The organism is Prevotella lacticifex, assembly GCF_019973375.1.
GTDB lineage: Bacteria > Bacteroidota > Bacteroidia > Bacteroidales > Bacteroidaceae > Prevotella > Prevotella lacticifex.
In genome coordinates this window covers 678,390-702,645 of sequence record NZ_BPTV01000002.1, presented here as the reverse complement: position 1 = coordinate 702,645, position 24,256 = coordinate 678,390, and the positions used below count along the sequence as shown (strand labels likewise).

The 24,256-nt window shown below is 49.8% G+C and carries 18 protein-coding genes; 15 read left to right on the top strand and 3 right to left on the bottom strand.

The window, feature by feature from the left end:
• Window positions 1–113 precede the first annotated feature (113 nt).
• The 5 genes from LDN30_RS13170 to LDN30_RS13150 all read left to right on the top strand — a co-directional run bounded on the left by LDN30_RS13170 (window position 114) and on the right by LDN30_RS13150 (window position 5,119).
• Entirely contained in the window at window positions 114–1,292 is a 1,179-nt protein-coding gene (locus LDN30_RS13170) for an EpsG family protein (RefSeq protein WP_223929751.1), read from the top strand.
• A 2-nt stretch (window positions 1,293–1,294) separates the two neighbouring features.
• Entirely contained in the window at window positions 1,295–2,179 is an 885-nt protein-coding gene (locus LDN30_RS13165) for a glycosyltransferase family 2 protein (RefSeq protein ID WP_223929750.1), read from the top strand.
• 1,254 nt (window positions 2,180–3,433) lie between these two features.
• Window positions 3,434–3,598: a hypothetical protein gene (locus LDN30_RS13160; protein WP_223929748.1), complete on the top strand. Its 165-nt coding sequence runs from the start codon at window positions 3,434–3,436 to the stop codon at window positions 3,596–3,598.
• Entirely contained in the window at window positions 3,585–3,956 is a 372-nt protein-coding gene (locus LDN30_RS13155; RefSeq protein WP_223929746.1) for a DUF2335 domain-containing protein, read from the top strand. The genes LDN30_RS13160 and LDN30_RS13155 overlap by 14 nt, the downstream gene beginning before the upstream one ends.
• A 200-nt stretch (window positions 3,957–4,156) precedes the next feature.
• Window positions 4,157–5,119 (top strand): acyltransferase family protein, encoded by a 963-nt coding sequence (locus LDN30_RS13150; RefSeq protein WP_223929745.1) that lies wholly within the window; start codon window positions 4,157–4,159, stop codon window positions 5,117–5,119.
• A gap of 423 nt (window positions 5,120–5,542) precedes the next feature.
• Here the strand turns inward: LDN30_RS13150 and LDN30_RS13145 are convergent, their stop codons facing one another.
• Window positions 5,543–7,555, bottom strand: a complete 2,013-nt coding sequence (locus LDN30_RS13145) for a KUP/HAK/KT family potassium transporter (RefSeq protein WP_223929743.1) — start codon at window positions 7,553–7,555, stop codon at window positions 5,543–5,545.
• Between the two features lie 668 nt (window positions 7,556–8,223).
• Here LDN30_RS13145 and LDN30_RS13140 point away from each other — a divergent pair.
• The 9 genes from LDN30_RS13140 to LDN30_RS13100 all read left to right on the top strand — a co-directional run bounded on the left by LDN30_RS13140 (window position 8,224) and on the right by LDN30_RS13100 (window position 18,701).
• Window positions 8,224–9,450 carry a glycosyltransferase family 4 protein gene (locus LDN30_RS13140; RefSeq protein WP_223929742.1) on the top strand — a complete coding sequence of 409 codons (1,227 nt, stop codon included), beginning with the start codon at window positions 8,224–8,226 and terminating at the stop codon, window positions 9,448–9,450.
• Window positions 9,451–9,637: 187 nt separating this feature from the next.
• The gene (locus LDN30_RS13135) at window positions 9,638–10,762 is read left to right on the top strand and encodes a carboxylate--amine ligase (protein ID WP_223929740.1); all 1,125 of its coding nucleotides are present in this window, start codon (window positions 9,638–9,640) and stop codon (window positions 10,760–10,762) included.
• 19 nt (window positions 10,763–10,781) lie between these two features.
• Entirely contained in the window at window positions 10,782–11,396 is a 615-nt protein-coding gene (locus LDN30_RS13130; protein WP_223929738.1) for a sugar transferase, read from the top strand.
• Window positions 11,397–11,497: 101 nt separating this feature from the next.
• The gene (locus LDN30_RS13125) at window positions 11,498–12,517 is read left to right on the top strand and encodes a hypothetical protein (RefSeq protein WP_223929737.1); all 1,020 of its coding nucleotides are present in this window, start codon (window positions 11,498–11,500) and stop codon (window positions 12,515–12,517) included.
• A 6-nt stretch (window positions 12,518–12,523) separates the two neighbouring features.
• Window positions 12,524–13,930, top strand: a complete 1,407-nt coding sequence (locus LDN30_RS13120) for a DegT/DnrJ/EryC1/StrS family aminotransferase (RefSeq protein ID WP_223929736.1) — start codon at window positions 12,524–12,526, stop codon at window positions 13,928–13,930.
• Between the two features lie 88 nt (window positions 13,931–14,018).
• A complete protein-coding gene (locus tag LDN30_RS13115) occupies window positions 14,019–15,044 on the top strand; it encodes a PrsW family glutamic-type intramembrane protease (RefSeq protein WP_223927373.1) in 1,026 nt (341 codons plus the stop codon).
• Between the two features lie 29 nt (window positions 15,045–15,073).
• Complete coding sequence (locus LDN30_RS13110; RefSeq protein WP_223929735.1) at window positions 15,074–16,339, top strand: peptidoglycan D,D-transpeptidase FtsI family protein; 1,266 nt, start codon at window positions 15,074–15,076, stop codon at window positions 16,337–16,339.
• Between the two features lie 269 nt (window positions 16,340–16,608).
• On the top strand, window positions 16,609–16,911 hold the full coding sequence (locus LDN30_RS13105) for a glutaredoxin-related protein (protein ID WP_223929733.1): 303 nt from the start codon (window positions 16,609–16,611) through the stop codon (window positions 16,909–16,911).
• A 695-nt stretch (window positions 16,912–17,606) separates the two neighbouring features.
• A complete protein-coding gene (locus tag LDN30_RS13100; RefSeq protein WP_223928808.1) occupies window positions 17,607–18,701 on the top strand; it encodes an IS110 family transposase in 1,095 nt (364 codons plus the stop codon).
• Window positions 18,702–18,835: 134 nt separating this feature from the next.
• Here the strand turns inward: LDN30_RS13100 and LDN30_RS13095 are convergent, their stop codons facing one another.
• Both LDN30_RS13095 and LDN30_RS13090 read right to left on the bottom strand, forming a co-directional pair.
• Complete coding sequence (locus tag LDN30_RS13095) at window positions 18,836–19,225, bottom strand: transposase (RefSeq protein ID WP_223929732.1); 390 nt, start codon at window positions 19,223–19,225, stop codon at window positions 18,836–18,838.
• Window positions 19,226–19,387: 162 nt separating this feature from the next.
• On the bottom strand, window positions 19,388–20,806 hold the full coding sequence (locus tag LDN30_RS13090; protein ID WP_223929730.1) for a transposase: 1,419 nt from the start codon (window positions 20,804–20,806) through the stop codon (window positions 19,388–19,390).
• A gap of 538 nt (window positions 20,807–21,344) precedes the next feature.
• On the opposite strand from LDN30_RS13090, the gene LDN30_RS13085 reads away from it, so the two are divergent.
• Window positions 21,345–24,239 carry a leucine-rich repeat protein gene (locus tag LDN30_RS13085; RefSeq protein WP_223929728.1) on the top strand — a complete coding sequence of 965 codons (2,895 nt, stop codon included), beginning with the start codon at window positions 21,345–21,347 and terminating at the stop codon, window positions 24,237–24,239.
• Window positions 24,240–24,256: the final 17 nt, after the last annotated feature.

The window sequence follows — 24,256 nt, the reverse complement described above, 5'->3', positions numbered from 1 at the left end:
TTTTACTGTATCTTTGCAGAGACTTTAGAAGATATGGCATCGATTCTGACCTGCTGCTAATCCAAGGGAGGACTGATTTATTGCCATTTTACAACCATAATAGTCAATTGTAAATGTTATTATACTACATTATATTTCTTATTGCGGTAGCCACATACTATTCGTCGGTGGGCTACGGAAGCCGTACCGACAACCAGCGCTATGCACTTGTAGCTATGTTTGCCTTCCTCGCATTCTTCGTCGGTCTTGCCGACATGCTTGGTGGTTACGACAGATACATCTATGCTGAGCTGTTCGACGATACTGCCGATATGGTGAACGACGGCATCTTCGACTTCCGGCAGTCGGCAGTAGCCAATTTGTACCCGAAAGAGTATGGCTATCAGATATATAACGTTATCGTAGGAGCGATTACCGACAACCGGTACATCTTCATCCTTATCACTACCTGCGTGATTTATACACTTCTGTTCCACTCTATCAAAGATTACTGCAATAACTACCCTTTTGCCGTCATTTTGTTTTTGGGCCTGTGGTTCTTTTTCACATTTACTTATCTCCGTCAGGTAATAGGAGCCACAATAGCGTGGCTGTCGATAAGATATATCATTGACCGTAATTGGAAGCGATTCCTGTTAGTGTGGTTCATAGCCTGGTCATTCCATAACTCGGCATTAATACTTCTTCCGATGTATTTCGTTCCTGTAAGGAAGTTCGAAAAGAAGAAAGTTATCTATGTGATGATTGCCGCTTTCCTGCTAGGACTGACCGGTGGTCCTACTGCCATCTTCTCGGCATACGGTGAGGTGGACAGTGAGCGTGCGGAAGTGGCGGGTAATGAGACAGGATTCCGAATAGCCTATCTTGTTGAGGCTGTATTTTTCCTGTACATCATTCTCAGACGATATAATGAGATTCCATTGAGGAGAACAAACATCGTGATGATGAATATGGCCCTCGTTTTCTGTCTTATTCTCTTGTTCTTCATCAAAAATGAAAACGGAGGACGACTGAGCTGGTACTATATGATAGGTGTCATCTCTACCATCTCCTATCTTTGTACACACACCGCCAACAACCGGAAATTCGCCAATATCATTGTCGTAGTGTGTTTCTTCCTTTTCAACCGTATCCTTACGAGTTGGGGCATGATGCTCTACCCTTATAAGACTTTCCTTACCAATGGATTCCGTAGAGGTGACGATATAGAGGCACAGTATGAGTACGACCATAACTACGACCGTGACAAGTTGTACCGTAGGCCCTTTAAGTTTGGTGAGGAAAGGAGATAATTATGCTCGTCACGGTCATTACCCCAATATATAACCGGGCCTCTTTTCTGCCGGATTTGTTTAGAAGCCTATGCGATCAGACATTCAAAGATTTTGAGTGGATTATTGTCGACGACGGATCAGATGATGATGTCAGTTCTGCTGTCGACAGGCTGCCTGCCGCCGCTTTTCCTGTCATTCTGCTTAGTAAGGCCAATGGTGGCAAGCATACGGCAGTAAACATGGGTGTCAAGAACGCCCACGGTCGTTTGACGCTTTTGCTCGACAGCGATGATGAGCTGCCTCCTACGGCCATTGCCGACATTGCTGAGGCTTACAGATCCACTAACGGCAGTGCCGATATTGCCGGTGTGTGTGGATATATGGCCCATCGCGACGGACAAGTTATAGGACATCCGTTTGTCGGGGGCGATTTTACAGAAGTGGAACTGCGCTATCGTTTGCATGTCGGCGGTGATATGTGTGAGGTGTTCCGTACCGACATCCTGCGCCGGTACCCTTTCCCTGAGGTGAAGGGTGAGCGTTTCTGCCCTGAGTGCCTTGTATGGAACAGAATAGCAAGAAAATACCGGTTGCGGGTGTTCCCTAAGGTCGTATATCTACGCGATTATCTCGACGGCGGACTCACGGACAATATAGTGCGCATACGCATGAAAAGCCCCATAGCGGCGATGATGACTTACGCCGAGATGACTACTCTGCCTATTCCATTGTTGCAGAAGGCTAAAGCGGCGATTAATTATTGGCGGTTCAGCTGTTGTCTGACGGAGAAGCACAAGCGTGAGGCCGCGAGCCCAATCCCGTCGATTGCTTGGTATTGGAAATGGGTCAAGCCGGTGGGGTGGGCGATGCACATCGTGGATACGAAGAAACTGAAACAAAAGTAAAAGATGCCGAAACGGATAGCTTATCTCGACCTGGCGAAGCTGTGGGCGATATTCTTAGGTTATTGACGATTCAACCCCGTGGGCTGGCAGTGGCAGGAGATAGCTCTATTGGGAGCTAAAGTCTGCCTATTACTATTTTCCTTGAGTTATGGACCTCTCTAACCAATTATAGATCAGTAACCAGAGAAGATTAAACATATCGGTCCACGGGAAATATCAAGTGAGCCCGAAACGCTCAAACGTTTTTCCTCCGTGATCCCTTTGCAGGGGCGGCCTTTATGGCCGTCCGGTCGGTCACCAGACCGAATCTCTATTTTTTTTGTTGGTCTGATTATATTTGTCCGTTGTTCGCCGACGACCCCTAATTCTTCCTACCCGCCCTTGCCAATGGGTCACGTTGGCAATCCGCTGATAATTAATGTATTGTTTTTCGCTGCTAACGTAAAGCCCCGACGGGGCTTAATTTTCAATAACCCCAGACTAAGGGAGCGCAGCGACCGCAGTCTGGGGAAGATCGTGGACGCGAGAAATCCACGACCAGCCTCGGAGAGGTTGAATAGCGGAACGCGCAGATAACACATGCTTTTGCACACTTCGTGCTATTGTGCGTCTTCGAGGCACTGAATGCATGTCTGTCGACCTATATGTTCCCCGGACTGCACTCGCTGTCGCTCGCTTAGTCCGGGGTTATTGACGATTCAGCCCCGTCGGGGCTGGTAGTGTGAGGCTTATAATTCTTCTTTGGCAGTAGGACGGGGATAAACCCTGCCCCTGGGCAGAGTGCTGCAAGCGTCTTATTATCAGTGGTTTGCAATGGCCGTTAGGCAGGGCTGAGAGGCCGAAGATATGGCAGAGATTCGGTCTTACGACCGGCCGGCCGGCCATAAAGGCCGCCCCTGTAAGTGGGTAGGTGCAGCATATGTAATAACGGTCACGAGGTCGCCCCTGCAAGCGGGTAAGTGCAGCACATGTAATAACGGTCACGAGGCCGCCCCTGCAAGCGGGTAGGTGCAGCACATGTAATTATTATTTCCGATGATTTTTTTAGCCAACTTGTCAAATATATTCTTACAGTGAAGAGGCAGAAAAGGCTTCTAAACTCATGAGTAATGCTTTAACTTTTTAAATATTCAAGATTGAGTTAAGAAATAAAACGTGATACAGAAATCCTGGCACTCTATCTCTATGGAGTAATGTGTTAAAAGTGGCAAAACACTTGCGGATTAAATAGGAATCATTTAACTTTGTAGAAAAATGAACGGCATGAAAATATTTTGGAAGACATTTCTATATATGTTTGGCATGGGAAATAATCCTATGTCTATAGATGAACACTCTGATAGTGAGGCCATTAAGCATGATTGGGAAAATGTTGGCAGAGATTTATTCGCAGCTATGAATAATTATGGGCGAAAATAAACAAAGTACTGAAACCCACCAAGTTTCGCAAATGGAAGCTTGGCATGGTCCTCTTCCTCCTCCAGAGTCACTTAAACAATATGACATTATAGTTCCAGGAGCAGCAGAAAGAATACTCTCAATGGCTGAGAAAGAGATGGAACATAGGCACCGAAGAGAGGACAAAACGTTGAAATATAATGGTAGGCTCATAATAGTTTCTACTGTACTTGCTTTCTTATGTGTCATATTATTAGGGGGAATACTTTGTTTTGCAATTTATGTAAAGTCTGACACTGGAGCTATTGCAACAGCTATAGGTGCAATAGCAGCTGTAGTGGGTCTTTTTACTTATGGAAAATCAAAGCACAATAATTGAATCCATATAGATTTTACATCATAATAATTGGAATGATTGAAAGGTCATTCCATTACAATTTATATATTTGTCTGACGGAGAAGCACAAGCGTGAGGCCGCGATCCCAATTCCGTCGATTGCTTGGTATTGGAAATGGGTCAAGCCGGTGGGGTGGGCGATGCACATCGTGGATACGAAGAAACTGAAACAAAAGTAAAAAATGCCGAAACGGATAGCTTATCTCGACCTGGCGAAGCTGTGGGCGATATTCTTGGTGTGTACGGGACATGCGTTCCAGATGCTGTCGGTGGGCGACGGGGCGGTGGTGTGGAGGATGCTGTACACGTTCCACATGGCACTGTTCATGCTGATGTGCGGGTACTTCAGCCATCATGCGCTGACGATGCCGTTCGGGGCGTTCGTCAAGAAGAAGGCATTGCAGCTGTTGGTGCCGACGGTGGCGTATGTATGTCTTAACCTATTAGCTACGAGGGTGGTAACGGGCGGATGCCCGGTGGGGTTCATACATAATGAGGCTATTGGCGGCATGTGGTTTCTGCGCACGCTCTTTGCCTGCTATCTCTATGCATGGCTGGTGTTGAGGCTGCCGGGGGCGCTGTGGCTGAGGATTGTCGGGAGTATCGTCGTCGCGCTGCTCTTCCCCCATGGCTATTACTTGCAGTTCAACTATATGCTCATATTCTTTTGGTTAGGCTATGTGATGAAGGATTATGACGGATGGCTGAAAGCACACGTGGGGGGGGTGACAGCTGCATCGGCGGTCGGCTTCCTGCTCGTGCCGTGGCGTGGTCCGGCGGTGCTGACGCATGATGTGCTGTTCCATGACCCATTGCAGTTGCCGGTGCAGTTCGTTGGCGGACTGTCGGGGGCGCTGCTGAGCATCGGTCTGCTGATGCTGGTTTGCAGGCTGTTTCGTGGCGGATGGAAGGACCGTTTGGCGGATGTGGGCCGTTACACCTTGGCTATCTACGGCCTCCAGGGTGTGCTGCTGGAGAATGTCGTGGTGCGGCTCGCGAATATTGATGCGGCGGTGTGCCCGGCCGGAGTGCAGCAGTTTGTCGTCGCCCCGGCCATAGGAGCAGCAACGGTGGCTGTATGCTACGGCATTGCAAGGATAATGAAGAAAAACAAGGTGACGGCGAAGGTGATGTTGGGAGGATGATGCTGAGGGCCAGGGATATAGGCGGCTATAGAGAAGATAGGATATTATAGGGAAAAGACAGCGACAGGCTGCTATTGGTACTACACAAACATAAGGAAGGATAGCAGGCTTATAGGCCGCCATAGGGCAGAGGAGCATTGTTTTTCTCCTCGCGAGACGATTTTATCTCCCGCAAGGCCGTAAGGAACGCAAAGGAGGTTGATTCCGATGGAATCAGCTCGGCGAACCTTGCGGCTTTGCGGGATTTTTTGTTTTGTGTGTGGAGGGGATAATTCTCTTTCATCGGCCAGGAACATCATGTTCACCGTCTGCCTGTGCTGGTAGGCGGGAGGGGATAATTCTCTTTCATCGGCCAGGAACATCCCGTTTCTTTCTCACGTAACCGTCTGCGCCCTTTTTGACGCTGCCGGCGGGCTGCGGTGGTTATTCCACGGGGGCGGCAACGGGATCGGCAGCGGGGGCATCGGCGGGGGAACCGTCGTTGATCTGCGTCACCCTTTCGACCTGCCGGGCCCTGACCACCAATGGCACGGTCTCGACGAGTACGTTGCTGGTACTCAGGCCCATAGCCTTTGGCGCACTCTGCTTGAGATGGTGGACGAGGTTATAGATGGTCATGATGAAGCGGGCCTTGGGCGTGAAGACATTGAACTCGGCATAGACGCGCTTTATGAAGACGAAGATGAAGTTGCCCGACACGTGGTGCCGGCGCAGTGAGTCGTAGCCGCTCTCGAGGGTGAAGCGGCCGTTGCCCACCTGGTCCTCGATGACCTGCCGTAGATAGAGGTTGACATAGGGCTGGACGCGGAATCCGAGGTGGAGGTTGAGGCGATAGAGGGTGCCGGGGATGAGCTCGTAGAACTCGTAGCTTCGCTCGTCGGGGGTGTCGTCGTAGTCGGTGTGGAGCAGGATGTAGTGGTCGGCGCGCATGGGATGCTTGTTGATGATGGAGTAGAGCACCTTTTGCTCTATGTCGTATTTTCCGCCGAACCTGCTCATATACACCACGTTAGTGGCAAATTTGGCTATCGACTTGTCGGCCTTGATGTCGGATAGGATGTCATAATATTTCCTAATGTCGCGGTGCTCGACGAATGCGTTTCTTATCTTCTCGGCGTTGTACCATACGTACATCACCGTGCAAATGGTTCCCGCCAGCAGCATCGTCACCCAGCCGCCGTGGAGGAATTTGGCCAGATTGGCCACGAAGAAGATGCTCTCGAGGACTACGAAGAATCCTATTACCGGTACGAGAAGCGCCCACCGCATCTGCTTCTGCCGGAGGTAGCAGCCCAAGAGCAGTGTCGTCATGAGCATCGTCACCGTGATGGCCAGTCCGTAGGCGGCCTCCATATTGCTCGATGTGCGGAAGAAGACGATGACGACGATGCACAGGACGTAGAGGCTGATATTGATGAACGGTATGTAGAGCTGTCCTTTGATGTCGGTGGGATATTTTATGCGTTGCCGTGGCCAGAAGTGCAGGTTCATGGCCTCGCTGAAGATGGTGAACGAGCCGCTGATAAGTGCCTGACTGGCAACGATTGCCGCTATTGTGGCCATCGTTATTCCCACGGGCAGGAATCCCGCCGGCATGATGGCATAAAACGGATTCACTCCCGGCACGAGACTGTCGGCATGGGCGATAATCCATGCTCCCTGACCGAGGTAGTTGCAGATGAGCATGGCCTTGACGAACACCCAGCTCACCCGGATATTCTGCTTGCCGCAGTGGCCGAGGTCGGAATAGAGGGCCTCGGCACCGGTAGTGCAGAGGAATACGGCCCCAAGGATGAGGAACCATTCCGGACTTGTCGTCAGCAGACGGATGGCGTACCACGGATTGAACGCCTTCAGGATTATCCAGCTGTCGCCCACATGCGTTATGCCCAGGATGCCGATCATCGAGAACCACAACAGCATCATCGGTCCGAAGAGCTTGCCGATGGCACTCGTGCCGTACTGCTGGATGAAGAAGAGCACCGTCAGAATGGCAATGGCGATGGGGATGACGGGTGTCGACGGCTCGTAGGCGCGCAGTCCCTCGATGGCCGACAGTACCGTTATCGACGGCGTGATGACCCCGTCGGCGACGAGTGTGCTCGCGCCGATGATGGCCAGGAGGTAGAGCCACGCCCTGCCGTGCTTCCTCACGAGGGCGTAGAGTGCTAAGATGCCGCCCTCACCCTTGTTGTCGGCGCGCAGGGCCAGCACCACATATTTCAGCGTGGTCTGGAAGGTGAGCGTCCAGATGATGCACGATACAGCACCAATTATATAGTCGGCCGTCACCATCGAGGTGGTGCCGGTAATGGCCTTCATGACATACAGCGGTGACGTACCAATATCGCCGTACACGATGCCCAATGTCACTAACAGTCCCATCGCACTGAGGCGGTGGGCCGTACTTCCCGAAGAAACGGTTCTTGATGTCATATATGTTATCCTAAAAAAATCGGCTGCAATATTACGAAAATCCAATGAGATAAGATTGCTCCCCACCATAATATTTAGAATAATTAACCCCGCACCGCCCCATAGAGCCCCCGGCGCAGGCTGTGAATAGTGTGGGGCTGGCGATAAAATGTAAATAATATTCCATGCGGGAATCTCTCTTAGCCTCTATTTTATCACTCTGATAACCAGTTGATTACGTTACCGACCATTTTGCTCCGCAAAACGGACGGTATTACGACGCGAAACGGTACTTTTTGCAATGCGAAAAGTACCGTTTCGCGTTTTGAAATATCGGAGGAGCGGGGTTAATGGGAGGCTATGGGGATTTATTGGGGCTATATGGATTTATAGGGATCTATAGGAATCTATAGAATTTATAGCGGCTATAGGAAACTATGGGGTACTACAGGAAACTATGGGGCGGAAGGAAACTATAAAGTCTATAGCAGCCCATAGCCACATAGTAGCCATAGAATCCATAGCGGCAGCCGATTCCCGTTTCCTCCCGCGACAGATTCTATATGAAAACGGGAAAATAATGATTTTGGCTCCGATATTTTCAGCCGATTATTTGTTTAGACAACAATATTGTAGTATCTTTGCGTGATGATGGCATTTAGGTCATTCGGATAAAAAACTTATCGTTCATGCAAAAGAAGAAGTTGATACGTGTTACGACACACGATATATCGTTAGACTCGTTTTTGGAAGGGCAGCTGAGGTTTCTCAGCCGCTATTACGACGTTGTCGGCGTGGCTAAGAATACCGGCGTAATGGAGCGGGTGAGGCAGCGCGAGGGCGTCCGCTGCATCGACGTGCCCATGGAACGGGAAATCTCGCTGACGAAGGACATACGTGCTCTCGGCATACTGTATCGGCTCTTCCGCAAGGAGAAACCGTGGGCCGTCCACGCCAATACGCCCAAGGGCTCGCTCTTGGCGATGGTGGCGGCTTGGGCAGCACGGGTGCCGCACAGGATTTACACCGTCACGGGACTGCGCTATCAGGGGGCGCGGGGGCTTTTCCGCCTCATTCTCAAGACTATGGAGCGCACGACATGCCTCTTCGCCACCAACGTCATTCCCGAAGGGCAGGGCGTGCTGCATACCCTCCAGACCGACCACATCACGCGTAAGCCGCTGAAGGTGATACACTTCGGAAACATCAACGGCAAGAATACGACGCATCTGTCGCGCCGTCAGACGGTTGCCGACAACCTGCAAAAGAGTCCTGAGGCCGTCACCGACGAGGATATTGCCGCATACCGGATGGAGGTGCGCCGACGGTTGGGATTCGCCGATGCCGACTTCGTGTTCGTCTTTGTAGGGCGTATCGTCGCCGACAAGGGCATGACGGAGCTGGCGCAGGCTATGAGGACCATCAGCTCCAGACATCCTAACGCCCGTCTGCTGCTCGTGGGAACGATGGAGAAAGGGGATGCCATCACCGATGATGTCCACGACTACTTCCTCAGCAGTAAGGTCGTGAAATACGTTGGCAGTCAGAAAGATGTGCGTCCTTACCTTATGGCTGCCGACGCGCTGGCATTCCCGAGCTACCGCGAGGGCTTCCCCAATGTGCCGATGGAGGCCGGGGCTATGAACCTTCCGTGTATCGTCACCGATATCAACGGATCCAACGAGATTATCCGCGACGGGCTGAACGGGAAGATTATCGTGGCACCCCTCGACGCCCACGGCCATCACGTCGCCGACATCACCCCCGCGCTGACAGAGACGATGGAATGGTTCATCCTCCATCCCGCTGAGGTTCAGCGCATGAGCCGCAACGCCCGCAGGATGATAAAGGAGAGATATGAGCAGAAGGATGTGTGGAATGGACTGTTAGCGTTCTATAATGAATTGAAGGACTGACAAACAGTTGCTTAGGGTCAATACAGCAAGTATAGAGTGCTGTCGCAGCGAGCCAATGTTAGGTAATTAAAGAAATGGATAATAATGATATGTATATAGAAGTAATCAATGATAATAATATCTTTGGGGGTAGCGTAGTTACTCTTCTTGCCCGACTCTATGATGTTTTCGACGAGAGGAGGGCAGCATGAGCAATTGCGATGTTATTGTAACTTATTGCTGGAACCGCGTAGGCTATAACATACTGCGGAGTCTTGCAAAACATGGATTAAAAGTATGGGCAGCAGACACTTCCCGTACCAACATCTGTAGTATGTCGCGTTATTGTGCGGGACATTTTGTCTATCCAGACCCTTTTACCGATGAAAATCATTTCATAGATTGTCTTAAAGAATGGGTAGCGAGACTTCAACCGACGATGCTTCTTCCAACCCATGATGAGAGCGTGGTTATCATGCGTCATCGTGAAGAGTTCCCTAAAGATCTTATTATCCCCTATGAAGATGAGAAAACATTGCTTCTTCTTGCAAATAAAGCAACGTCAACGGCGCTGGCAGGGAATAGTAGAGTGCCTATACCTAAAGTATACCATTCTGAGGAAGAAATAAATCAATACCCTGTTGTTTTCAAGACCGTGATTGGTAACTCCGCCAAAAGTGTGTTCTTTCCTAAGAATAGGGAGGAGTTGCATCGTTTGGCTGAAACGTATCGTGGTACAGATACGTTGATGGAAGAATGGATCGGAGGTTGTGACTATAGCGTCGACTGCGTGCGCTGGGACGGTTTTTGTAAGACGTCAGTCTATCGTGCATTAGTGACCAAAACTGATGGAGGAGGTACGACGACGCAACGTGAGATAGTAGCGATGCCGGAGTTAGAGCAGGAAGCAAGAAAAATGTTGGATGCTATTGATTTTCATGGTGTCTGCGGAATGGACTTTCGTGTAGATGAGCGCCATAACAGAATAGCCTATATTGAGACCAACGCCCGCTTTACCGGAGGATTAGCTACTCCTATTGCCGCAGGTTTTGATATTCCGTGGGTACTCTATTGTTTGGCTACCAAGGGTAGCTATGACGAACCTATAAAGGTACGAGTAGGAACACGAACAAAATGGCTGTTGGGTGATATTATAACACTGGTCGGAAGAGTGTTGTCCATGAAATGGAATCGGCAAGAGATGAAGCGGGTGTTTTCCTGTCATGGCTTTGATGCTTTTGATGACTTTTTCGCAGATGATAAGAAGGCAATCCTTGGTGAAGCTTGTTACTATTTGGAGAAACTCATTAAAAACCGGAAACTAAATCCATAACACACTATTTACGAGAAAAATGAATGTAAAATATCTCTTTGACAGGATAGTCTCGTTCATGGGACTTGTTTGTCTGAGTCCTGTGTTTCTGATTGTTGCAATTCTCATAAGGATTAAGATGCCTGGAGGACCGGTCATTTTCAAGCAGCAGCGGGTGGGACAATACGGCAGGCTCTTTACCGTTTATAAATTCCGGTCGATGAAGGTCGCCGGTGAAGGAACAACATCAATAGCCTCAACAGAGGAGAATAGAATTACGCCATTAGGAAAGAAACTCCGACGGTACAAGCTTGACGAACTGCCGGAACTGTGGAATGTCCTCAAGGGTGACATGAGTTTCGTCGGGCCACGACCGGATGTACCGGGATATGCTGATAAATTGAAAGGAAAGAACCGCGACATCCTTAAGTTAAAACCAGGAATAACGGGGCCGGCATCATTGAAATACCGACAGGAAGAAGACTTACTCAACTCCGTAGAGAACCCACAGGAATACAACGACAAGATTATCTATCCTGATAAAGTACGGCTGAACCTTTACTACTTGGAGCACTACTCTTTCTTTAAAGATATAGAAATGATTGTGTGCACTGTTTTGGGGAGAAAGATGAGGTATGCCGGTGAAGAGATATAGAATAGGATTATTCCGGTGAACATTTTTTATCTTATTACATGTGGGCAATGTAGTAGAAAAATTGTATCTTTGCAACGAAGAATTTATAAAAGACTGTAGATATGATATACGTAGCCAATCCCATTTACGACTCCGTGTTCAAATATCTCATGGAGGACGAGCGTGTGGCAAAGACGGTATTGTCGGCATTGCTGAAGAAGGATGTCGTCAGTGTCGAACTGCGGCCCCACGAGTATGCCAACGAAACAAACGACAAGATATCGATGTTCCGCATAGACTTCGGAGCACGAATACGTACGGGCGAGAACGAGACGGAACTGATACTCATTGAACTGCAGAAGACCTGGGTGGAGACCGAGACGCTGCGCTTCCGACAGTACCTCGGAGCTCAATACAGCGACAAGAACAACATCGACAAACAGAAAGGCGACCACAAGGGCTTTGCCTATCCTATGGTGACCATCTATATCATGGGCCACCGCGTCGGCGATATTGACGTACCCGTGCTGTATGTCAGTCACAAAGCCTACGACTATGACGGTCACGAGGTGAAGAAAGGAATGCCCGACCCCTTCGTCGAGAGTCTTGTGCACGATAGCATCATCGTGCAGATTCCGCTGCTCCATGGTGTCATCAATAACCGCCTCGACAAGGTGCTCAGTGTGCTCGACCAGACAAAACGCGACAAGGATGACCCACATCTGCTATGTCTCGACGAGTCGGTATATGCCGACAACAACGACATGAACTATATCGTACACCGTCTCACCGCAGCTGCTTCCAATCCATTGATGCGGCAGAATATGAATGTAGAGGATGAATATTACTCCGCCATCGAGGACCGCGACACCGCCATCATGAGTCGTGATAAGAAAATAAAAGAGCAAGACGGAAAAATTAAGGAGCAGAACGGGAAAATCAAGGAGCAGAACGGAAAAATTAAGGAGCAGGACGGAAAAATAAAAGAACAGGACGGAAAAATAAAAGAGCAGGACGGAAAAATAAAGGAGCAACGTGAACAGCTGAATCAACAATCTGAGCAGTTGTCCAATCTGAAACGGATCTTGAAAGAGCAAGGCCTCTCAGATGCTCAAATCGAGCAGATGATGAGCAATAAGTAATAGATTATGCAAAAACGAGAGAAACGAATTATTCTATGTCTCGCCCACATGTCGGGCAATGAGATGAAGTATATACAAGAGGCATTCGACCAGAACTGGGTGGTGCCACTTGGACCAAACGTGAACAAGTTTGAGGAGGAACTGAAGAGATTTGTGGTATCCCCCTGTACGCTGACAGCAGAAAACGACCTACAGGAAGAGACTTATCCGAAGAGCATTAAACCTCATGAGAACGATCCGGAAAAGTTATGGTTGGATTCCATTACCGACGCGAAACTTCTGGACAAGCAGGTCGTCGCGCTTTCCAGTGGTACGGCGGCTGTTCATCTTGCCTTGATAGCTGTGGGCGTGAAGGCTGGCGATGAGGTTGTGTGTCAGAGCTTTACGTTCTGTGCCAGTTCCAATCCCGTCGTATACCTCGGAGCAAAGCCCGTCTTTGTCGACTCGGAGAGGGAGACGTGGAATATGGACCCGGAACTCTTGGAGAAAGCTATCAACGACCGCATGGCCAAGACCGGCCGGAAGCCGAAGGCCATCATCGTCGTCTACCTCTATGGTATGCCGGCGAAGATTGCGGAGATAAAGGCGGTGGCCGACAAATACGGCATTCCGCTCGTCGAGGATGCTGCCGAGGGCCTGGGATCACGCTATCACGGCCGTGTCTGCGGTACCTTCGGCGACTACGGCATCCTGTCGTTCAACGGCAATAAGATGATTACCACGTCCGGTGGCGGTGCCCTTGTATGCCCCGACGAGGAGGCCCGCAACAAGGTTATGTTCTTTGCCACCCAGGCTCGCGAGGGCTATCCCTACTACCAGCACGAGAAGATAGGCTACAACTACCGTCTGTCGAATATCTGCGCCGGTATAGGACGCGGTCAGCTGACGGTGCTCGACGAGCATATTGCCCACCACCGGCGGCTGGCGAAATTCTACGCCGAGGCCTTCAAGGGCTTCGACGGCATCACGTTCCATGCCGGCAGCGACAGTGAGCTGAACCCGGCGGTAGGAGCTGCAGCCGAGAGTAAGACCCTGTCGAACTACTGGCTGAACACCATCACCCTCGACCCTCAGCTGAAAATCAAGGGCGAGGAGAACGCATACCGTACAACGGTGAAGGGTGCCGTGGGCGGTGCTGCCGGCGTCATCCACTATGTCGACAGCGCACATACCGACTGTGAGCCCAACGCCAACGTCGAGGCCCTGCGCATGTGGCTTGACAGCCTGAACATCGAGAGCCGTCCGCTGTGGAAACCGATGCACAAGCAGCCGGTCTACAAGGACAGCCCCGCCTACGTCAACGGTACGGCGGAGAGCATCTTCAAGGTGGGACTCTGCCTTCCGTCAGGACCGTTGGTGACCCTCGACGACGCACAGTTCATCGTCGATGCCATAAAGGATGCCGTCTGCTAAGTGGCTGTGGCTGAGAATGTAAAGCCCGCGGCCATACGGAACATACTTTTAACGTAGAAAGAGATTCTTAAAGGAAAAGAAGACAACAATGCTAATCATCACACGCAATGACCACGACTACGGACCCTTCGACGAGAGGGAGGTGGCGCGGTACGTGGAGGAGGGACGGCTGCTGCTCCACGATAAGGCCCGCGATGCCGACACGGGACGAGAGGGAATAGTGCGCGACTTCCTGATGGCCAAGGGATTACGGCCGCACGTACGCAACAACGGGACGCTCGGACAACAGCTCGACTACGTGGGACGCGAGTTTATCTTCCCGCGCGAGTCGATGCGGCGGACGAATCTCTTCGAGGACAAGCGGATGCTCATCCTCGCCGTCGTCGGACTGTCGCTGTCGTTCATCATGATGATGCCCGTGGGGGGCTACCTCGCCTTCTACGTCGTATCGCTGTATTTCGCCACCATCTGGGGAATGTTCTTCTACTATATGTTCCGCACGCGGCAGGTGAACCTCAAGACGACGGTGTCGACATTCTTCCTCACCCAGCTTGGGGTGTTCATCATCTTCTCCGGACTGAACCAGCTGAATTTCTTTTACGTTTTCACCCATGCGCCGTTCCCCCTGAGCATCGTCGGATATATCCTCGGCGTGGGACTGACGGAGGAATTTGCCAAGCAGGTGCCGCTGTACATCCTTCAGAACCGGTCGCGCGAGCCGATGCTGCCCCAGACAATGGTCTACTACGGGCTTATGGCCGGCATAGCCTTCGGCGTTTTCGAGGGCGTACAGTACCAGACACAGGTGAATATCCAGGCCGACTACACCACGGCGTTCGTCCTGAACATCGCCCGGCTGACGTCGCTGCCGTTCCTTCACGCCGTGTGGGCCGGTATCGGCGGCTACTTCATCGGTATGGCCGGACTCTACCCGCGCTACCGTAAGGCGCTGTGCACGCTCGCCGCCGTCATTCCGGCCACGCTCCACGGCCTCTACGACTCGTTTGCGGGCGTTATGTACCTTGTGGCTCTGGCCGTGGCCGTCGTCAGCGTACTGCTGCTCATGGGCTATCTCGAGCGCAGCGGGGCCATTCGTCAGCGGCTGCGCAACTGATTCTTCTCTTTTTTATCACATTTACTTCAATGACAGGAAAGACTATCAAAAAATCGAACAATAACATCATAAATATCGCCCTCGCGGCCGTCGTCGCCCTCCTCCTGCAGCCCTTCAGCTCATGGGCGCAGACCACTGCCACACACGCGGCCACAGCTCAGGACCCCGACCTTACCTATGTGCCTCGGCTTCAGCGACTTGCCGAAAGGCTCCTCGAGAACCGGCAGGGTTCTATCGTGGCTATCCGCCCCACCACCGGCGAGATTCTCTGTATGGCGAGCAATACCCTCAAGGGCGACCCCATCAACCGCGCCGTCCAGGCCACCTATCCGCCGGGGTCGACCATCAAGGCGGCTCAGCTGCTGACGCTCTACAGCGAGGGAATAGTGACGCGCGACACGAAAGTGGCTTGTCACCGCGGATTCATGATGGGTGGAACGCATGTGGGATGCCACTACCACGCCTCACCGCTGTCGACGGTGCAGGCCCTGGCGCAGTCGTGCAACTCGTGGTTCATAACGAATTTCATCCGGATGATCGGTGACACAACGCGATACGGGTCGCGGAGCCATGCCGTCGACGTGTGGCACGACTACATGACGAGCTATGGCTTCGGTACGAAAACGGGGGTCGACTACGGAGGTGAGGCTCGGGGGATAATCCCCGATTCGGCCTACGTCAACAGGAAATACCCTAAGTTCTGGAACGCCCGTACGATAGGCTATATCGGTATGGGTCAGGGACTTATAACCGTCACACCGCTACAGCTCTGCAACCTTGCGGCGACGATAGCCAACCGCGGATGGTGGATGACGCCCTATCACCGTTATTCCACCGCCGGCGCCGACCCCGAGGCCTACATCAATCCTCACCGCACGAAAGCGTCGCCGGCAGCATATAATATCGTTATCGAGGGCATGCGGGCCTGTGTGAAGAACGGGACGGCGAAGACCATCGACGACCCCCGCATCACCATCTGTGGAAAGACGGGTACGGCGCAGAACGGTGGCATCGACCATTCGGCCTTCATAGCCTTCGCTCCCATGGACAACCCGCAGATAGCCGTCTGCGCATATATCGAGCACGGCGGCGACGGCAACAAGACGGCAGCACCCATCGCCGCACAGATTATCAAGAGCTATCTCCTGCCCACGAATACGAAGTCGGCTCCCGGCCACCGAAAAAACGCTGCTTCAGCCGGATTGCAGAAGAAATCGGGCTCGGCTCGGGGCACGCAGAAGAAGGCTCCCGCAAATTCCGGTGCAAAGAAGACACCTTCGCCGAGGAGAAAATAGAAGCCTATACATATTATATATAGGGGGCTATAGCTACTATAGCTACTATAGCAACTATATCTACTATAGCAACTATAGCGACTATAGCAATTATCGCAACTATAGAGCCTATTGGCATCTATAGCATGCAATGGGTCTCAACAGTCCCGCTTCTTATCTCTCCGCCGAAACGAAAGAACCTTAAAAATAGGTAAAAAGGGAGAATCGGTGCGTCGATAAGGAAGAAACTCGCTATCTTTGCACTGATAACAAAAGAAAGGAAAACGACAATGATTAAGATTTATGGTATGCCCACCTGCCCCTATTGCGCTTTCGTCGACGAGCAGGTCAAGGGCGACAAGCGATTCAAGGTCATCGATATCGGTGCCGACGTTCATTATATGAGTGCTTTCATGCATCTGCGCGACAATAGTCCCGTCTTCGACCATTCGAAGGCTATCGGCGATATCGGCATTCCCGCCTTCGTCCTCGAAGATGGCACCGTGACCCTCAAGCCAGAGGATGTGGGGCTGAAAGAGTACAATCCGTCCTCCGATGCCCCTTCGTGCAGCATCGATGGCAAGGGTTGCTGAGCAGATGGTTTATTCCAGCCCTACAAGCGACGGATGAGAATTAAGGTAGATTCCCTGCAGCAGCGACGGACGAGAATTAAAGTAATTCCCCGCAGCAGCGAGGGTGGGGATAACCCCCACCCCTACTTATGGTGGAGTGCCGCAAGCGTCTTAGAATCAGTGGTTTGCGCAGGTTATTAGGTAGGATTTGGTGGAGGGATCCGGTCGTTAGACCGAATACGCATATTCATTTGTCTATCCGATGCAATCGACCGTCACTTACCCTGCCTACCCGCCTGTATAAGCGGATAACGTTATAACATGTTGGTTATCAATGTGTTGCACCTATCCACCGTAGGGGCTGGGTTTATCCCAGCCCTATCAGCGGCGGACGAGAATTAAGGTAATTCCCCGCAGCAGCGAGGGTGGGGATAAACCCCACCCCCCCCCCTACTTTATCTTTGCAGTGTGAATATTTTAAAGGTTTATGCCTTTAGTTTCATGGTTAATTTTTACCTTTGTTGTTGTAAGGAAAAGTTGACCACCGGAGGGATAATCTATACCCCCTACTAGACTTCGAGCCTAATCGCCGTTATAGACCCTCCGGATTGAAGCTGCAGAGACCAAGTAGGAAGTTAGGCTCGAAGCCTAAATAAAGTATTAGTCGGGACAACTTCTCGGTCAACTCGTTACTTACTTCATTAAAAGACAAAGTTATGAAGAAATTCTGTATTGGCATAGACATTGCCAAAAAAACTTTTGATGCGACTGCAATTTTCGTCGAATCGATAGATTCGTTGAACGAGGTTGGTTACAGACAGTTCGAAAACTGCCCGTCAGGCTTCAGAGCTCTTGTCTCATGGGCAAAGAAGTTGTGCAAGCAATGCAACGGCAAGCTGTCGGAAGACGGACTGTTCTGCATGGAGACTACCGGTGGATACGACAGGCAGATCTGTATGTATCTTCACGACAAAGGCCAGAACGTATGGCGCGAGAGTGCTTTGCAGATACACCGTTCCTCCGGGTTCAGACGCGGGAAGAACGACAAGGCCGACTCGAGGAACATATCAGAGTATGCGGCCAAACATCAGGACAAGCTTGTCCTTTTTTCGCCCGATCCAACGGTTATCATGGAACTGAAGGAAATAGTGAATTACCGCGCCACAATGGTAGAACGCCGAAAAGAGGCAAAGACAAGGCTGTCGGAAAAGAAGTTCACCACAGTACTTGGCAAATCGCAGACAGAACGCGTAATAAACAAAATGTCTGAATCCGAGATAAAGACACTCGACGAGATAATCGAAAAGTGTAACCAGGAAATCGAGCGCATTATCAACTCTGACGAGGACTTGAAGAGAAACTACCTGCACATGACTTCCATAAATGGACTCGGCCTGGTCAATGCAGCTTGCATTATCGCATACTCGTCGAATTTCAAGAAGATAACCACACCCAACAAGATGTCCTGTTACGCAGGCGCTCATACGTTCTATGACGAATCCGGCACCTCTGTCCACAAGAAGGATCCAAGCAAGAACGTATGCTGTAAGATGATAAAGAACAACCTCAGAATGGCTGCCAGAAGTGCGATTATCTACAACCGAGAGATAAAGGCCTACGCCGACAGACTGGAAAAGAAAGGCAAGCCGTACAGCATTGTCCTCAACAACGTAATAAACAAACTCCTGCACATAACATACTCACTTGTAAAAAACGACTGCGACTATGAATACAATCATGAATTACTGAGAAAACTCAAAACGGTGGAGCCTGTATTGAAGACGGAACCTTCACTTGAGGCAGCACTATAAATGTAAATAAAAAATCAACATTACAATAAATTTAGTTAAAAACGAAAAATAATCGAGATTTCCTTTGGTCAGAAACCTAGGAAGCGGCGGCAGAGTGCTGCAAGCGTCTTAATATCAGAGGTTTGCGCAGGTTATTAGGTAGGATTTGGTGGAGAGATTCGGTCTGACCCATCAAAGAATGCGAGAATGAGCAGCTTGTAACCGAGGACGCATTTGCCGAGGACATGGTCAAACACACGACTAAGTCCTTCGAAGCGGAACCCGGTTTTGGCTAAGGTCGTGTCATCAATAATATAGCATTTCGGCGCATCTGTCTCCTCTGCGTTTTCCTTTCGTACTATGCTCTGGAAACGCCGGGCCATCGACAGAAGGAGGATACGCCAGTCCATTTCCGAACGAGCAAGCAAACGATAGAAGCAGTTCTTGCCAACTTCAAGAATACCGTAGAACTTTGTTGTTGACATAAAGCCTATTGTCTCACCTATGATACGGAACACCATCATGGCCATTATCTGCTCTGCCATATCCCGACCACGCATCTTGTCCAAAGAGTGTTTGGAAAGGATCCTGCCTATGCCAAAACACGCCATGAAGTGCATAATTGCGTCACAAGTCTCATTTTTAACACTTAAAACCTTGGCCAACTCGCCGATTTTACTTAATTAAAGAAATCTCCATTTGAGACACTATACACCAAGCATAGCCACTAACTCTTCTATATATTTAAGCATGGTTGCCGTACCCCATTTCCCACCATCTTTGGTTCTCACCTTCTTGTATTTTGAAAGGTATTTGAATATAGCCTTGTAAGAATATTTCTTGTTTAGTCCCAGCTTGACAAACTCATTCTTAACCCTTGTCGTTATGACGACTGAAAGGAAATTTATCAGTTCAGTGGCATATACGCTGTAGTCGGAATGCACGTTTACCGTGTCACGGTCAACGATATTCTTGTATAGCCAGAACAGAGTCTCCACAGACCATCGCTGTGAGTAAGCCAAATAGACGGTCAATGGGTCAAGATCAGCTTTTGACTTGAAGACAATCAGACCGAATAAACCTTTCCTCTCGGCATAGCTTTCTGCCTTGAAGTTATCTTTCTTGTTGGCATTCTGCACATATCCAATCTCCTGTTCGGAGGCAGCCTTCGGGTCGCGGAAAGAGTAGAGGAACTTGCCGTTTGACATTTTTTGCTTTTTGTATAGAATCGTTCCGTCCTTATAGTCTTTCAATGGCATTGTCGGCTCATCCATCTTGTAATTCTTTATGAACGCCGAATTCTGCTTCAACGGTATCAGGTATGCCAGTCCTTCCATCTTGTCGACTTTCTCAAAAAGCTTGTCGTTGTAGAAACCCTTGTCGAATACCATCAGACCGTTCTTAATCTCATACTCCGCTACAAAGTCGTCTATCGCCGTCTGATCCAGCATGTTGCCTGCGTAAGGCTTTGCCGCTATGGGCTCACGCGTCAATGGGTTGAAAGCATACAGCAAGCTGATGTCTTTGGAGCCTTTCTTCGCTCCCTTGCGCGAGAACTCCGACAGACTCCCCGTCTTGGCATTGTAGTCCTTGAGCATGCCATCGATAACCATGTCACCGCCGGTAAAGGTGTTCACCCTATTGCGCATGAACTCACAGATAAGGGAGTACGCCTTGCCTATCTTCACAAGAAACCCGGACACTGCCGTCTCAGACAAATGCACTCCCGGATACATCTCTGATGCAAATGAGCAGAGGTACTGTATCTGCAAGTCACGGTTCATGATGCCTCCATATGAAGCACGGAGCAAGGCAATGACATAGAGGCGCTTTGCATCGTCGAGATTCCAAACCTTGGCGAGTTCTTGAAGAAGTCCACTGCCGTACTTGTCACAGAGAGCCACCTCTCCATAATCTTTAATATCCACTTGATTTTTCTTGCGCATATATGAGCCCTCGACAAACTTGCCGTTTACAATTTCTCCTACCGTTCCTTGGTCTACGGGGATAGGCTTCCCGTTAATTCTTTTACTCGTCCTTTTTATGACGACAAAACGGCTGCCTCTCTGTCGAACTATCGTACTTTTGGGGCGGGCGACTGACTTTATCTCTTCTGGAATAGCCATAAATATGTATAGTATCTATATAATTAAAAGAACTATACAAAGGTACAAATAAATGGCCATATCTGCAAGAAATTACCAATAATATTGGCAAAAATAATTATGCAGAGACTAAAACAAGGGGAAGTTTAAACGGGCTTTCTACGAAAGAAAGCCCTTGCTAAGCCAGAAACGGCAAAGCAAGGGCCAAATTGTATAGTGTCTCAAATGGAGGTTTCTTTACTTAATTTTGCAAACATATAAGGAATGTTTAATTAATAACTAGAGTTTCCCACTTGGAGAACCCCTTTATAAAAAGGCTTTCCCAAAGGGTATGCGCATCTTTAACTTTTCAAAAAACTTTTTATGAGCAGTAGAATATTGCATTATCGGACTTCTCCTTTTAAGGTCATTTGCCCTTTCACATTTATTAAGCACTTGTTAAACTACTTTGTTTATGGGCATCCTGCTATTTGAACTTTTCAGAAACCCCTTGTTTATGGGCATTTTGAACAAGTGGGAAACTTTAGTTAATAATAAGAAAATTGAGGAGGAATTGACGATGATTACTAATTTTATTCATGAGTGTAGGCACGTGGTGGCAGTGACTGCCATCACGTTGCTGATAGCTCTCTTCGGAAATGTCGAAGAGGCCGTGGGAGGGGTGACTCTCACGAAGAACTACGAATGGGTTAATGGCTCACAAATAGTTACTGGTGTGACAATGACTATTGACGCAGCCGGTGACTTCGCAAAATATATGAACGATCGCGTTGGCCAGTTGGCCACCGAATATAAGAGCTATGATAATATAGTCTATAAGGGTCCGGCCAACGTTGCGGATTTTGTTGCTCTTAACAGGCTGACGAACCCACGGCTGAACCTCTGCCAGCTGACTTTCGACGAGAGCGATGAGAAGCTAAACACTGCCGAGAAGCGCCTTGCCGAACTTAACACGCTGAGAAACAGTAGTTTCCAGTTTATTGCTCTTCCTGATGCGGGTGCTGATATCACCAATCACAATGACCAGCTGTTTAAGACCCTTTACGACAATATGTCGCAGCTCAGGGGCGTGGCTTACTACCATAAGGCAACGAAGTCGTACACCTGCTACTCGAAGTTTCCGGGGGAGGTGTATATACTTACCACTATGTCAGAAGGTTATTGGGGAGGTAATCAATGGAATCAGTTTAATGGTACACCTTTCAATAATTTGAAAATATCGGGAAATCTCAATTCTAAGGATATTTCTGGAAACAAATGGGGTGCCACTTACGATAAAGACGGGCATTTCGTATTGGTTTCCGATGATGAGAGCAAGGTCGGGGGAACCACGACTTTTGCCAGTTCCTCTGATGGTAATACTGACAATTGTGCTTGGGTGGGTGCGGGCGTTGTCACATCTCTTGACTTGCAGGACGCTAAGTTTACTAATATCGCAGATTTAACCCTTAGCAAGACTTATCTGGTCTCGGCTTCCACTACCACTGTGCTTATTCCTACCGACCCGTCAATCACGGAGCTACCGCCGGATTTCCTAAATCTTTCGTCTGCAATGAAAGAAATATGCATTCCGCGCAATATTGAGAAAATTGGCGCAAGAGCATTCTTAAATCAATATAACTTGAACCACGTCACGACTACCGATGCCGAGGGGAAGGTTATCGACTTTGGCTATGGTAAAAAGGTGGAGAAGAAAACGTTTACTGCAGCTGACGGGACGTCATGGACGGATCATGTGGTTGACAGTACGCAGACGGACGAGAATTCCGGAACAGTGGTGTTCTCGGATAATCTGAAAGAGATAGACAGTTATGCGTTCAGTAGCATGTCGCACGTGAAGGATGTCTATGTTCTCGCCACGGAGGCTCCGGCGTGCCATGTCAACGCTTTTGGAACTATGATGTATACCGGCAACAACGGCTTTGACCCGGCTGGTTCCATCACACGCCTGGACTATCAGAATCAAGGATTTTGGATTACGATGCTCCACTATCCTAATTCTGTCAAGGGCACTGACGAGGAGAAACGCTATACCGACGTGACGCGCGACTACACCATTACCGATGCTGACGGTAATACCGACGGTTGGGGCAACGTTATCCACTGGCCTAACCAGACGGAGTTTACCCGAGCCTACGAGCAGGGCACAAACGGATATCTGTGGCGCGCCTGGGACACATCGCGCGAGCCGTGGTCGCAATATGGCTCATGCCAATTGAATAAGAGCGACCATAATTATCAGATGACGCAGGTCACTGCCAATCAATATTACGCTGATAATAAAGCTGCGGACAAGGCCTCGTCGATCTTCTACCACACCGCTACGGACGGCGGCGCGGATGTCGATGGCGGCGCTTATGCTAATGTTAAGACTGCCGACGGCAAGCCGCTCTACGACCGCGACTACCGCGGATGGCATCAGTTCTCGTTGGCGGAATCGTATGATTATCAGAACACTACACCGTCGCATAACTTCAGTTATATCAACGACAACGGCTGGTGGACAATCTGCGTGCCGTTCGATATGACGAAAGCGGAGGTGAGAACGATGTTCGGCACCGACGGCACCCACGGCGGTCCTCACGTCTGCGAATTTACCGGTGTGCTGCGCGACGCCAACGCCGACGGTCAGGGCAAGGGTAAGATTGTGCTGAAGTTCGACCGTGATGTTTACAAGTGGATTTACAATGCCGATGGAACAAAGACGGCGACCGCGGATGATAACATCGTGATTCACAAGGGCGTACCGTATCTTCTGCAACCTGACTACAAGGAGAAAGTCGACGGCAATGTGGTGTTTATCCCGAGTCAGCATATCCTCCGCGACCCTAAGTGTAAGGCTGTTTCGTCGGCAGAGCTTCAGGATATGGCTATGAAGAATGTCGTCGAGGTGACGGCCAAGGACGCTGCGGGCAACGAAGACCAGAATTATAAGTACACTTTCATTGGCAATTTCTGGCAGACAGAGATGCCGGGCTACGCCTATTTCCTCGCCTGGTATCAGCCTACTGACGGTTCCAAGGGATTGGCTACATTCTTCTGGCAGGAGAAACAGGCTGAAGGAACGATGAACTGGAATCCGTATACGGCCATCATCGGCTGTAACTGGAATAAGGACAACCGTAAGATGTATGTGCCACAAGGCGGCCCTAATGGATTAGATAACGTCCACTGGTTCGCACGGTTAGGCAATGTGCAAAATGGCGCAAGCGTCTTTGGCGACGACTCGTTTGAGACCACCGGCGGCGCCAAGGCTAACGGTCCGCAGAATGTGTCGATAGAGGCCGACGGCAATATCGCCGACGGAATAACGAAGGCGCATTTCGGCAACAGAACGATAGACATTTTCCACGGGAAGGTGTACAATCTCAATGGACAGTATGTCGGCGACAGTCTCGAGGGACTTCCCAAGGGAATATATATCGCCGGCGGTAAGAAATATATTGTGAAGTAAAAACCTTAAAATGAGAC

Excerpts from the sequence above, each read along its gene's own strand:
- LDN30_RS13170 (WP_223929751.1), top strand. The coding sequence starts at position 114 with ATGTTATTATACTACATTATATTTCTTATTGCGGTAGCCACATACTAT.
- LDN30_RS13165 (WP_223929750.1), top strand. The coding sequence starts at position 1,295 with ATGCTCGTCACGGTCATTACCCCAATATATAACCGGGCCTCTTTTCTG.
- LDN30_RS13160 (WP_223929748.1), top strand. The coding sequence starts at position 3,434 with ATGAACGGCATGAAAATATTTTGGAAGACATTTCTATATATGTTTGGC.
- LDN30_RS13155 (WP_223929746.1), top strand. The coding sequence starts at position 3,585 with ATGGGCGAAAATAAACAAAGTACTGAAACCCACCAAGTTTCGCAAATG.
- LDN30_RS13150 (WP_223929745.1), top strand. The coding sequence starts at position 4,157 with ATGCCGAAACGGATAGCTTATCTCGACCTGGCGAAGCTGTGGGCGATA.
- LDN30_RS13145 (WP_223929743.1), bottom strand. The coding sequence starts at position 7,555 with ATGACATCAAGAACCGTTTCTTCGGGAAGTACGGCCCACCGCCTCAGT.
- LDN30_RS13140 (WP_223929742.1), top strand. The coding sequence starts at position 8,224 with ATGCAAAAGAAGAAGTTGATACGTGTTACGACACACGATATATCGTTA.
- LDN30_RS13135 (WP_223929740.1), top strand. The coding sequence starts at position 9,638 with ATGAGCAATTGCGATGTTATTGTAACTTATTGCTGGAACCGCGTAGGC.
- LDN30_RS13130 (WP_223929738.1), top strand. The coding sequence starts at position 10,782 with ATGAATGTAAAATATCTCTTTGACAGGATAGTCTCGTTCATGGGACTT.
- LDN30_RS13125 (WP_223929737.1), top strand. The coding sequence starts at position 11,498 with ATGATATACGTAGCCAATCCCATTTACGACTCCGTGTTCAAATATCTC.
- LDN30_RS13120 (WP_223929736.1), top strand. The coding sequence starts at position 12,524 with ATGCAAAAACGAGAGAAACGAATTATTCTATGTCTCGCCCACATGTCG.
- LDN30_RS13115 (WP_223927373.1), top strand. The coding sequence starts at position 14,019 with ATGCTAATCATCACACGCAATGACCACGACTACGGACCCTTCGACGAG.
- LDN30_RS13110 (WP_223929735.1), top strand. The coding sequence starts at position 15,074 with ATGACAGGAAAGACTATCAAAAAATCGAACAATAACATCATAAATATC.
- LDN30_RS13105 (WP_223929733.1), top strand. The coding sequence starts at position 16,609 with ATGATTAAGATTTATGGTATGCCCACCTGCCCCTATTGCGCTTTCGTC.
- LDN30_RS13100 (WP_223928808.1), top strand. The coding sequence starts at position 17,607 with ATGAAGAAATTCTGTATTGGCATAGACATTGCCAAAAAAACTTTTGAT.
- LDN30_RS13095 (WP_223929732.1), bottom strand. The coding sequence starts at position 19,225 with ATGGCAGAGCAGATAATGGCCATGATGGTGTTCCGTATCATAGGTGAG.
- LDN30_RS13090 (WP_223929730.1), bottom strand. The coding sequence starts at position 20,806 with ATGGCTATTCCAGAAGAGATAAAGTCAGTCGCCCGCCCCAAAAGTACG.
- LDN30_RS13085 (WP_223929728.1), top strand. The coding sequence starts at position 21,345 with ATGATTACTAATTTTATTCATGAGTGTAGGCACGTGGTGGCAGTGACT.